Origin of the sequence: Citreimonas salinaria (genome assembly GCF_900107235.1) — a bacterium.
GTDB lineage: Bacteria > Pseudomonadota > Alphaproteobacteria > Rhodobacterales > Rhodobacteraceae > Citreimonas > Citreimonas salinaria.
The window spans coordinates 38,295-48,718 of sequence record NZ_FNPF01000022.1 but is presented as its reverse complement, the minus strand read 5'-3'; the positions used below and the strand labels follow the sequence as shown (position 1 = coordinate 48,718).

Genomic DNA, 10,424 nt, shown 5'->3' with positions numbered 1-10,424 from the left:
CGGTTGAACACGGGGATGCGCATCAGCTCGCGCATCGAGGGCAGGCCCTGGATGCGGACCTCGCCCGACTGGCCGCCCGAGACGAAGACGTAGTATTCGTCGAGCTCGCCGGGTTCGATCGCAGCGTGGCCGTTGCCGCTGCCCTGGGCGCGGGCGCCGGTGGCCGAGGCGCCGAAGGCACCCAGGCCCGCTGCCCCTGCGACGCCCGCGATGGCGGCCGAGCTGCCCAGCATCTGCCGGCGGCTGAGCGCCACGCGGCGGAACTCTTCTTTGTCCATGATAAGTCTCCTTGTTTAACCTGGTGTGGAATTCGGGTGCCCCGCGACCGCGCGGGCGCGGGCGGCGTCGGGTTTCAGTTTCGGGGGCGCGCCGGGCGCCGAGGCGACCTTTTCGCGGCGCAGCCGCTTCTGGATCATCGACGGGCAGCGATGCTCGTCCCAGAAAAGGTCCTGGCAATGCATGCACCAGATGCACTCGTTCGGGTTGATGGTCCCGTCGGGATGGATGCACTGCACCGGGCATTCCTTGGCGCAGCGCTGGCATGGCGAGCCGCACTCCTTGTGCCGCTTGAGCCACGGGAAGAACATCGCCAGCCGCGCCGGGATCGCCAGCGCCGCGCCCAGCGGGCACAGGTAGCGGCAGAAGAAGCGCTCGATGAACAGCCCCATGACCAGCAGCGCCACGGCGAACAGCACGAATGGCCATGCGCGCATGAACTTGAGCGTGATCGCGGTCTTGAACGGCTCGACCTCGGAGGCGACCTCGGCCATCGCGACGGAATAGAACGACAGTCCGAACAGGCCGAGGAAGATGATGTACTTGATCGGCCAGAGCCGCTCGTTCAGGCCCCAGGGCACGTTGATCTGCGGCACCTTCAGCGCGCGCGCCACGTTGTTCAGCAGCTCCTGCAACGCGCCGAAGGGGCACAGCCAGCCGCAGAACGGGCCGCGGCCCCAGAACAGGATGCCCGCGGCGACCGACACCCAGAAGATGAAGATCAGCGGCGCCGACAGGAAATAGGTCCAGCTGAACCCGGTGATCAGCGAATTGGCGAAGGTCAGGACGTTGACCACCGACAGCTGCGCGTTGGCGATCCAGCCGATCCAGACCAGCGTGAAGGCCAGGAACCCGCGCCGCACCCAGACGAACAGCCGGTAGCGTTTCACCAGCGCGTCCTGAAAGAAAAAGATCACCGTCAGCACGCCGATCGCCGCCAGAGCGACCGAGATATTGCCCGTGTTGGCACGCCACATCCGCACCCACAGCGGCTCGGCCAGCTCGCCGGTCAGCGCCGCGGCCTCGCCCAGCTGCGGGCCGGCGGCCACGGGTTCCGCCGGCACCTGCGGCGCGGGCGTCGTCTCGATGTACTGCTCGGGCGGGGTATAGGTCAGGCCGAAGGTGGTGAACGCCTTGTCGAGCGGCCCCGTCGCGCGCTGCACCAGAAGCTGAAGAGCCCACGGCTCGGTCGGCTCGAATCCGTAGCCCGCGGGGATGCGGAACAGGCTCACCTCGTCGAAATCCGGCGCGCCCTCGGCCTCGACGTCGCCGAGGCGCGTGTGATCGCGGTCGCGGAAGCGCAGGGTGTTCACGTCCTGGATCAGCTCGATCCGGTCGAAGATGCCGCCGCGCACGTAGCCCGAGCCCTTGAAGGAATAGCGTCCCTCTCCCATGACCACGATGGCGTGTTCGCCCGGCTCCAGCTGGTTTATCATCTGCTGATACGCGGCCTCGCCCAGCAGCGAACGGCCCACCGTCGGGATCGTCGCCAGCGCGGTGTAGAGGTCGATGAACGGCTCTTCCGGCTCGCCGCGCTCGGGCCGCGCGATGGCATCCTCGTTGCCGCCGCGCTCGAACGCCTCGTTCACGTCGCCCACGCTCAGCGACAGCCGCCGGACCGAGCCGTCGCCGACCAGCGTCTGCCAGTCGCGAACCTCGGTCTGCTCCATGTCTATGGTGCGCTCGGCCGCTTGTGCCGGCGCGGCCACGTCATCCGCCTGCACCTCGGCAAGGCGCCCCTGCCGCACCACGGCAATGCCCGCGCGCAGTACGCTGTCGCCCATCACGAGGACGGTGACGGTGGCGCCGCTGACGATGTCCACCTGAGGAAGCGGCTGCCGCCCCTCGGCCACGGCCGCGACGTCGGTGCCGACCAGCGAGGCGATGGCATCCACGACCCGCTTTTCCGGGATGCCGATCAGGACGATCGGCTCCTGGTGCTCCAGCAGTTGCAGGCCGGTGATGCGCCCCGACAGGTCGATGCCGGCCGCGATGTGGATGGGCTTGCCCGAATAGCCGGTCGCATCCGCGAAGTCCGAGTTCAGGAAGACGAAGCCCAGCACCTCGTCGCCGGCAAGCGCGGGCACGACCGGCGGGCTGCCCGCGACGTCGCCGAACCGGTCGGCGCCGGGAACCAGCGTGCCGGGATCGATCTCGGCCAGGAATTCGGGAAGGCGGTCGGCCGCGGATACGGGGTTCGGCGCCATCATGACGGTCAGAACGGCCAGCACGAGTGCCATGACCAGGCGCAATGCCGATGCGTGGGCAGCCCTGCTACGCGTACAAGATCCGTTCATTGCTCACCTGTCCTTCTGCCCAAGGCTTGTGGCGCCGGACCTGTCCGACACGACCTATTCCGCTCTTTCCAGCCACTCTTTGATCTGGCTCAATGTCGGGCGGCGTTATCTGCCGGGTTACTCCTGGTCATCCTGAGGTTGTCTGCCTCATGGAAACAAGGCAGCTTGATTATTGCAAGGGGAGGAGGCGAATGAGCCGATTACGTGCCGAACCGGCGATTACCGTCGAAACGGCCGGGGACCTTCATGCGCTGGACCGCGGCCTGTCGGGCCAAGCGATCCGCCTTTACGGCGATCTCGCATCGCGCATGGCGGAATTCGGCAACGACGGCGCGCGCGCCGCGTTCGAGCGTATCGGAGCCCTGCAGCGGGAAAACGCCCCGGGCGACGCGACCGCCCCGGCGCCGACCCTGCCCGAGGTATTCCAGGACGAGGGCCTGCGCGACCTGCGTCTGGTCACGCCCTACCGCGCCTTCGCGCTGGCCGTCCGGAACGAGGAGCGCGCCTTCGCCTTCTGGTCCTACCTGAGCGCACATGCCCGCGATCCCGCCGTCAAGAACGAGGCCGAGCGCCTCGCGCTGGCGGAGATGGATCACGTCGGGGTCCTGCGGGCAGAGCGGCGTGCCGCGTACAAGGAAAGCCGCGAACCGTCTTTCGATTATCTGCGCACGGCTTCCCTGGCCGAACTCGAGGCCGAGGCCGCGCGGCGCGAGGCCGCGCTGGCCGGGCTGCATGTGCGCATCGCCGCGGTCCTTGCGGATGCGGAAGATCCGCTTGCGCACGTGTTGGACGAAATCGCGCAGGAAGAACGCGACACCGCAGGCGAACTGGGCGCGACGGACGACATGGTCGCCCCTTCCGATGCGCTTCCGACGGGTCGCGCGTCGCTGCGCGCGCTGGCCGTCGAGCGGCTCGAGATCACGGTCGAGGTCTACCTCTTCGTCGCCGACCAGTCCGGGCACGAGGAGGTCGTCGCCACGGCGCAGGATCTGGCTACGCGCGGGCTGGAGCGCCTCGCGCGCCTGCGCTGACCTCAGCCGTTCGCGACCGCCCGCAGCCCGTCGAGGTCGCGGACCACTTCGCCGCCGGGATCCACGGATGATATTGTCGAGCCTGAGGGCAGACTGCCGCCGGTCAACTGCAAATTTTACTTCATGCAGGGCGAGGTCTACATCGAGCAGGCGTTTGGTTCGAAAGGAGAGCGTAGCGCCGAGGGACAAGCTGCTGAGCGAGAGGCCGGAATTCCACGCCCGCCGCCAGAACGAATTACCCCGGACCGGCCGGGGGGTCTGCCTGGACGCCGGATGCGGATGCCCCGGCGGACGGGCCGCCGGGGCATGGGCCGTCAGGAGGCCTGGCTGTACCGGGCGCCGTCCGGAGAGTAGCCGTCGAAGACATGCGCCACGATCCGGGTCAGCGCACGCCCCTCGGGCCGGATCGTCAGCCCGTCGTCGGTGACCTCGACCAGGTCGCCGAAACGCTCGGCGGCCAGCGCCATCTGGGCCCTCAGCCTGTCGGCGCCTGCGCCGAAGCCGGCGCGCAGCGCGTCGAGGTCCAGCCGGAAGTCGCACATCAGCATCTCGATCGCGCGCCCGCGCAGCAGGTCCTCGTCGGTCATGACGTGGCCGCGCGCGCCCGCCAGTTGCCCCGCCTCGATCCGCTCGACATAGGCCGGCGTGGCGGCGGCGTTCTGGATGAACCCGGTGGGCAGGCGCGAGATCGACGACGCGCCGAGGCCGATCAGCGTCGGGCAGGTATCGTCCACGTAGCCCTGGAAATTGCGCCGCAGCCGACCGGTCCGCGCGGCCACGGCCAGACCGTCGCCGGGCCGGGCGAAGTGGTCGATGCCGATCGGGGTCAGGCCCGCGTCGCGGAAGCGGGCCGCCGCGTGCTCGGCCAGCTCGTAGCGCGCCACTTCCTGCGGCAGCGCGGATTCGTCGATCAGGCGCTGGCGCTTGGACATCCACGGCACGTGGGCGTAGCCGAACAGCGCGATCCGGTCGGGGTCGAGGTCCATCACGCCCGACACCGTGTGGTCCAGCCGCGCCACGTCCTGGTGCGGCAGCCCGTAGACCAGGTCGGCATTCAGCGACCGGATGCCCGCCGCGCGCAGATCCCGCACGCAATCGCGCGTCACGTCGAACGGCTGGATGCGCCCGATGGCCTGCTGCACCTTCGGATCGAAGTCCTGGATGCCGATGCTGGCGCGGTTCATCCCCTCCTCGGCCAGCGCGTCGATCTTCGCCCGGTCGACCATCGTCGGGTCGATCTCGACCGAGAATTCCCAGTCGTCGGTGGGCGGGATCACCGCCTTGACCGCCTGCGCCAGCCGGTGGATCAGCGCGGGCGGCAGGATCGTCGGCGTGCCGCCGCCCCAGTGCATCCGCCCCATCCGAAGGCCCGCCGGCAAGGTCCGCGCCAGAAGCGCAAGCTCCTGCTCGAGCGTGCCGAGATAGCTTTCGACGGGCGACAGCGTCCTGGTCCCCTGCGTGCGGCAGGCGCAGAACCAGCAGAGCCGTTCGCAGAAGGGAATGTGCAGGTAGACCGACACGGGCGTGTGCGGGTCCAGCGCCCGAAGGGCGGCGCTCTGTTGCGGCTCGCCCACCGCGGGCGAGAATACCGGCGCGGTGGGATACGAGGTGTAGCGGGGCACCCTGGCGTCGAAGAGGCCGAGGGATCGGAGGCGATCGATCTGTTTCATGTTCGTCCTATGCGCCTTTCCCGCCGCCGGAACCTTGCGCAGGATCAATAATTCAGACGGGAAACGGCGACGCGCCGATCACCGGTTCGTGCAGATGCAGCAGGCCCAGCCACACGACGACGCCCAGCCCGGCGCGCAGGACCAGCGCGCGGGCATTCGCGGTCGGCCTGCGCCCCCAGCGCCCGGCGGGCCGCCGATGCCAGCGGCCGGTGCGATGCGTCGAACCTACGCCCCCGGCCCGCTCAGCACGACCAGCACGTGCGGGTCGGTGACGACGATGTGCTTGCGCGTGGACTCGACGATGCCGTCCTTCTGCCAGGCCGACAGCAGCCGGCTGACCGTGTGCAGCGTCGTGCCGGTCATGTCCGAGATGTTCTGCCGCGTCACCGGGAACGCGATCTCGATCCCCGCATCCGTCTTGCGCCCGCTCTGGTTGACCATGCGCAGCAGTGCTGCGGCGACGCGCTTCTCGACCGCCTGGGTCGCCAGCTCGGTCAGCGTCTCCTGGATCTGGCCCAGCGTCCCGTAGCTTTCCGTGGCGAAGCCGTCGTAGCGCGTCGTGAAGTCCGACCGCAGGCGCGCCGGCCACGACAGCGCGATCGACTCGGCCGCGGCCACGGCCACGGATGTCGCCGGGTAGGTGTCGCGCTGCAACGCCGGCGCGATCCCGAACAGCTGCCCCGGCGAGATGTGCAGAACGATGATCTGGTCCCCGCCCGGTATCGTGCGGATCACCCGCAGGTAGCCGTCGATCAGCAGGAAGAAGCGGGCCGCATCGTCCCCCTCGCGGAGGATCGCCGTACCTTCCTCTTAGCGGCGGGACACCGCGAGGTCGAGGATCTCGCGGATCTGCGCCCTGTCCAGCCGCGAGAAGGGCGGCAGGCCGTGCAAAAGGCTTTCGTTAAGAATGGCCAAGGTTTCGGCACCGGAGATTGTCTCGGAGCAACGTTCGGATCGGCTTCTACGGCAATTCTGCAGCGGACGAAACAGCCGCGACGATGCCCCCGGCGGCCGGGGACGGCCGTCCGGGGCGACGGGCGCGGGACGACGTTCGAGCAGGAGAGTTCCGATGAGCCAGGACGACACGTATCGGGGTCCGGCGCTGTTTTCCTACGGCTTCCGACCGTTCTTCCTGGCCGCGTCCCTGAGCGCGCTGGTCCTGGTCCCGGCCTGGTGGCTGATCTGGCGCGGCGAGGTGACCCTGGCCAGCCACTTCACGCCGGTCGACTGGCACATACACGAGATGGTCTTCGGTTACGGCGCGTCCGTCGTGGCGGGCTTCCTGTTCACGGCGGTGCCGAACTGGACGGGGCGGCGGCCGACGCGCGGCCGGCCCCTGGTCGTGCTGCTGGCGATCTGGCTGGCCGGGCGCCTGGCGGCCGCCGGGCTGACCGGCCTCGGCCCGGTCGCCGTGGCTGTCGTCGACCAGGCCTTCGTGCTGGCCGTGGCGGTGATGATCGCGCACGAGATCGTCGCCGGACGGAACTGGCGCAACCTCAAGGTGCTGATCCCGGTCTCGCTGCTGTGGCTGGCCAACGTGCTGTTCCACGTCGAGGCCATGACGCAGGGCAGCGCCGATATGTCCCGCAGGCTGGGCATCGCGCTGCTGGTCTTCCTGATCCTGCTGATCGGCGGCCGCATCCTGCCCGCCTTCACGCGCAACTGGCTGGTCAAGCGCAGCGCGACGCGCCTGCCGGCGACGTTCGACCGGCTCGACGGCCTGTGCCTGCTGTCCGGCGCCGCGGCGCTGATCCTGTGGGTCGTCCTGCCCGGTCACCCCGCCACGGCGGTTCCTGCCGGTCTTGCCGCATTCATGCACCTGGGGCGCGTCGCGCGCTGGTGCGGCTGGGCGACGTGGCGATCCCCGCTGCTCCTGATGCTGCACATCGCCTACCTGACCGTGCCGGCGGCCGCGCGCGTGGCCGGCCACCACCTCGCCTTCGGCAGCCTCGACGGCGTGGCCCTCTCCGCCGCCCTCTGGACCTGCGCCTTCGCCATCCTCGTCTGGCAAATATCCCCATGGCTCACACGGAAAACCGCGTGACAGCGAGGCAGCAGCGCCGTGCCGGCCTTTGTTGCCTCACTCAAGCGTCTCCGCGACGGCACATGGGTCCCCCGGCAGCGCCGACCCGAGAGATCACTTTCGAGACAGCGGGTAGATCACCGAGCCATCGTCCAGCAGCAGCGCGCCCTCGGACGGCTGCGCCAACTGGGTGCGGCCCGGTGCCATCAGGTGACGCACCTCCTGGCCGTGGAGCAGCAGCCAGTCCGTGATGATCCTGCGATGACATCGCCACCAGACAGCTTCCGAGCACATCAGCGCGAGAGTCTCGGCGCGGCCGAGCGTGAGCAACTCGGAAAAAGCGTTCTGAAAATCGGATCCGAGGGCGTAGTCGGCGTAGTTGTGGAAGCTGCGCACCCTCCAGAAGGAATTCAGATCGTCATCAACATCCGGTTGTTTTGGCCGGCGCCCGCCGAGAGCCAGCATGTGCCGGTAGCCGATCTGATGTTCAGCAAGCCTCTCGGGAAACCTGTCTTCGTTGAAATCCGGGTTGCTGCGGGACCTCGGGAACGACCGCACGTCGATCAGTTGCCGGACTCCCGCATCCCGCAACATGTCTATCACGGTCTGCGGCGACCGGTTCGAATGCCCGATTGTTGCAAACCCGCCGCTCACGGAACGAGCCAAGTCAGCGCATCCTCCCCGTGCGCCGCGATGGCGACGGTCCTGTCACTTGTGATCTCGCGCTGCGTCTTATTCATTGAAGCGCGGCTACGATGCTCCTCACAACGATATTCAGTTTCATCGACCCTGAGGACGCGACCATTTAGGCTGGCGACTTCCGCGTTCCAGGTGCCGCAATCGCCTGTTGAAGTCTTTGCCATCAGCTCGCCTCCCTTGCTCCTTCAACACGAAGTCGCGTCAAACGTTCCGGGAGAGGCGCAGGCGCTGGAGCATGGATTAATGGCCAGTTGTCTCTTCTCCTCTGTCCACTCGCCAACCTCGTTCGGTCATTCGCAGCATCGGGAGGACAACCGTCCTTTCCTCCACCCGCGCCGTTTTCAAACCACCCGATCTTGAGGCATAAGCCGTGGATAACGCTCAAGGCGCGAGCAATTCCGCAAGTCCGACCGAGGTTTCCCGGATGCGACCATGGCATCATCTCTACCCGGCGCTTCCACCGCCCCACGGGCTCGAGCCGCTGCGGGCCAGTACTGGCGCGTTCCTGGGCATCGGGCTGTGTACTCTCATCGTCGGCGCAGGCGTCGCCTGGGGCGTCTCGTCGATTTATCTCGTAGCGCCGCTCGGGGCGACGGCCGTTCTGGTGTTCTGCGTGCCGAACTCGCCACTGGCCCAGCCATGGTCGGCGATCGTCGGCAACGTGGCGGCCGCCCTCGTGGCCCTTCTGACGGTGTGGATCGTGCCCGCGCCATGGTCCGCGGCCGTTGCCGTTGGCGCGGCGGTCGCGGCGATGATGCTCGTCCGGGCCCTGCACCCGCCCGGAGGCGCCGTGGCGCTGCTGACCTCGCTCGATCCAACGCCGGCGCTTGAGGCCGGGCCGCTCTTCGCCTTGATGCCGGTGGGGCTGACCACCGCGGCGCTCGTTCTGGCGGCGGTGATCTACAACCGTGCCACCGGTCGCGTCTATCCGTTCCGCCAGCCCGAGACCGACGACGCGGGCGAGCCCGCTTTGCGGCTGGGCCTGTCGAACGCGCAGCTTGGCGCGCTGCTGGAGCGGTTCAACCAGTCCACCAACCTCGGCGTGGCGGATCTTGGCCGGCTGCTGGCGGCGGCCGAGGCCGAGGCTGCACGGCAGCGCTTCGACGGCACGACCTGCGCCGACATCATGACCACGAACCTGATCACCGTGCGGCCCGACACCCCGCTGCCGCAGGCGGCGCGGCTGTTCCGAAAGCACGCGATCAAGAGCCTGCCGGTGGTCGAGCACGGCAACACGCTGCGCGGCCTGGTGCTTCAGGCCGATCTTCTCGGTGCACTGGCTGCCCAGGACCGTCCCGCGCGCCGAAAAGACGCCGCTCTGCGTCGCCCGGTATCGGATGTGATGCGTCCGGCCGACCGCGCGGTCCCGCACGACATGCCGGTCGGCGCGCTGCTCAACCGCCTGTCGGCGCAGGGTGCCGAGGTCGTCCCGGTGACGTCCGGCGACCGGCTTGTCGGCATCCTGACCCGGTCTGACATCATCCGCCTGCTGCTGCGCGGGTCCGAGGACCGCGCCGCCGCCTGAAGTTGTCTTGAATAATCCGTAGCTCACGTCGCAGGATCAGAAGTATTCTGCGGCCCAGCCGTCTTCACATCACGGCGTAGCGAAAGGAGAGTGAGATGGCGGAAGACGAGGCCGGCCACGGCTCTTCACCGTGCTTCGCCCATCTCCTCGTCGACGGGCATCCGGTCGATCCTGACACAGCCCGAGACGTGGCTCGTTTTCGACGTGCCGAAAGAGCGCGGTTGGTGGCGGAACGCGCCCTCTCTTCCGGCGACCGGAGGGGTGCGACGGCCGCACTCATCGATCGCCTCGAGAAGGTCATCGCGCCCGGCCCCGGCATGACGGTCGCGGGGTACTGGCCAATCCGCGGCGAGCCGGACCTTCGCTCCTGGATGAACAAGGTTCATGCCGCCGGTGCGCAGGTTCTGCTTCCGGTGGTCGTCGAGGAGCATGCGCCGCTGGAATTCCACAGCTGGTCACCGAGCTGCCGGATGACCCGAGGCTTCTGGAACATCCCAGTCCCCGCCGGCGGCCGAGCCGGCCGTCCCGACGTCGTCATCGCCCCGCTCGTCGGGGCGGACGAGGCGCTCTATCGGCTCGGCAACGGCGGGGGATACTACGACCGCACCTTGCCGCGGATCGACCCGCCGCCGCGGGTCATCGGCGTCGGGTTCGCCGGATGCCTGCTTCCGACAATCTTCCCGATGCCCTGGGACGTGCCGATGGACGATGTGATCCTCTCGGACGGGGCGCACCTTCACCGGTAGATCGTGGATGGCCGCGCAGCGCATAGGTCAGTTGTGCGACCTGAGAGTGTTGGCGATACGGGGGAGAAATCGTTGTATCCGCTGACCCGGTAACGATGTAGAAGTAGGTGAACTGAACCGCGTTCGCGATCAGCACATCCTCGCCCAGGATCCAGAA

Annotated in this window: 9 protein-coding genes and 2 pseudogenes; 5 read left to right on the top strand and 6 right to left on the bottom strand. The window is 68.3% G+C overall.

The window, feature by feature from the left end; all coding sequences use genetic code 11:
* Positions 1-278 (bottom strand): annotated as a pseudogene (locus tag BLW27_RS18600) (TAT-dependent nitrous-oxide reductase); the annotation flags it as partial.
* Between the two features lie 15 nt (positions 279-293).
* Positions 294-2,516, bottom strand: coding sequence for a NosR/NirI family protein (locus BLW27_RS18595; RefSeq protein ID WP_089885886.1), 2,223 nt, complete (start codon positions 2,514-2,516; stop codon positions 294-296).
* Here BLW27_RS18595 and BLW27_RS20935 point away from each other — a divergent pair.
* Positions 2,515-2,709, top strand: coding sequence for a hypothetical protein (locus BLW27_RS20935; protein WP_143042359.1), 195 nt, complete (start codon positions 2,515-2,517; stop codon positions 2,707-2,709). The two genes, BLW27_RS18595 and BLW27_RS20935, sit on opposite strands and share 2 nt — an antisense overlap.
* 55 nt (positions 2,710-2,764) lie before the next feature.
* Positions 2,765-3,604 carry a ferritin family protein gene (locus tag BLW27_RS18590; RefSeq protein WP_089885879.1) on the top strand — a complete coding sequence of 280 codons (840 nt, stop codon included), beginning with the start codon at positions 2,765-2,767 and terminating at the stop codon, positions 3,602-3,604.
* A gap of 314 nt (positions 3,605-3,918) precedes the next feature.
* Here BLW27_RS18590 and hemN read toward each other — a convergent pair whose 3' ends face one another.
* Positions 3,919-5,274: an oxygen-independent coproporphyrinogen III oxidase gene (gene hemN / locus BLW27_RS18585; RefSeq protein WP_089885875.1), complete on the bottom strand. Its 1,356-nt coding sequence runs from the start codon at positions 5,272-5,274 to the stop codon at positions 3,919-3,921.
* Positions 5,275-5,499: 225 nt separating this feature from the next.
* A pseudogene (locus BLW27_RS18580) lies at positions 5,500-6,189 on the bottom strand (Crp/Fnr family transcriptional regulator).
* Positions 6,190-6,343: 154 nt separating this feature from the next.
* Between BLW27_RS18580 and BLW27_RS18575 the strand changes: the two are divergent.
* Complete coding sequence (locus BLW27_RS18575) at positions 6,344-7,318, top strand: NnrS family protein (RefSeq protein WP_089885872.1); 975 nt, start codon at positions 6,344-6,346, stop codon at positions 7,316-7,318.
* Positions 7,319-7,411: 93 nt separating this feature from the next.
* Here the strand turns inward: BLW27_RS18575 and BLW27_RS18570 are convergent, their stop codons facing one another.
* Both BLW27_RS18570 and BLW27_RS18565 read right to left on the bottom strand, forming a co-directional pair.
* On the bottom strand, positions 7,412-7,963 hold the full coding sequence (locus tag BLW27_RS18570) for a DUF488 domain-containing protein (RefSeq protein ID WP_245710943.1): 552 nt from the start codon (positions 7,961-7,963) through the stop codon (positions 7,412-7,414).
* Positions 7,948-8,160, bottom strand: coding sequence for an HVA1 family protein (locus tag BLW27_RS18565; RefSeq protein WP_089885864.1), 213 nt, complete (start codon positions 8,158-8,160; stop codon positions 7,948-7,950). The genes BLW27_RS18570 and BLW27_RS18565 overlap by 16 nt, the downstream gene beginning before the upstream one ends.
* Before the next feature lie 260 nt (positions 8,161-8,420).
* Here BLW27_RS18565 and BLW27_RS18560 point away from each other — a divergent pair, with 260 nt between their 5' ends.
* Both BLW27_RS18560 and BLW27_RS18555 read left to right on the top strand, forming a co-directional pair.
* The gene (locus BLW27_RS18560) at positions 8,421-9,521 is read left to right on the top strand and encodes an HPP family protein (RefSeq protein WP_089885861.1); all 1,101 of its coding nucleotides are present in this window, start codon (positions 8,421-8,423) and stop codon (positions 9,519-9,521) included.
* Positions 9,522-9,616: 95 nt separating this feature from the next.
* Entirely contained in the window at positions 9,617-10,267 is a 651-nt protein-coding gene (locus BLW27_RS18555; protein WP_089885859.1) for a 5-formyltetrahydrofolate cyclo-ligase, read from the top strand.
* The last annotated feature ends 157 nt before the right edge of the window (positions 10,268-10,424 follow it).

Bases quoted from the DNA above. Each gene is read 5' to 3' on its own strand.
- BLW27_RS20935 (WP_143042359.1), top strand. From the start codon at position 2,515: ATGACCAGGCGCAATGCCGATGCGTGGGCAGCCCTGCTACGCGTACAA.
- BLW27_RS18565 (WP_089885864.1), bottom strand. From the start codon at position 8,160: ATGGCAAAGACTTCAACAGGCGATTGCGGCACCTGGAACGCGGAAGTC.
- hemN (WP_089885875.1), bottom strand. From the start codon at position 5,274: ATGAAACAGATCGATCGCCTCCGATCCCTCGGCCTCTTCGACGCCAGG.
- BLW27_RS18555 (WP_089885859.1), top strand. From the start codon at position 9,617: ATGGCGGAAGACGAGGCCGGCCACGGCTCTTCACCGTGCTTCGCCCAT.
- BLW27_RS18575 (WP_089885872.1), top strand. From the start codon at position 6,344: ATGAGCCAGGACGACACGTATCGGGGTCCGGCGCTGTTTTCCTACGGC.
- BLW27_RS18560 (WP_089885861.1), top strand. From the start codon at position 8,421: ATGCGACCATGGCATCATCTCTACCCGGCGCTTCCACCGCCCCACGGG.
- BLW27_RS18595 (WP_089885886.1), bottom strand. From the start codon at position 2,516: ATGGCACTCGTGCTGGCCGTTCTGACCGTCATGATGGCGCCGAACCCC.
- BLW27_RS18590 (WP_089885879.1), top strand. From the start codon at position 2,765: ATGAGCCGATTACGTGCCGAACCGGCGATTACCGTCGAAACGGCCGGG.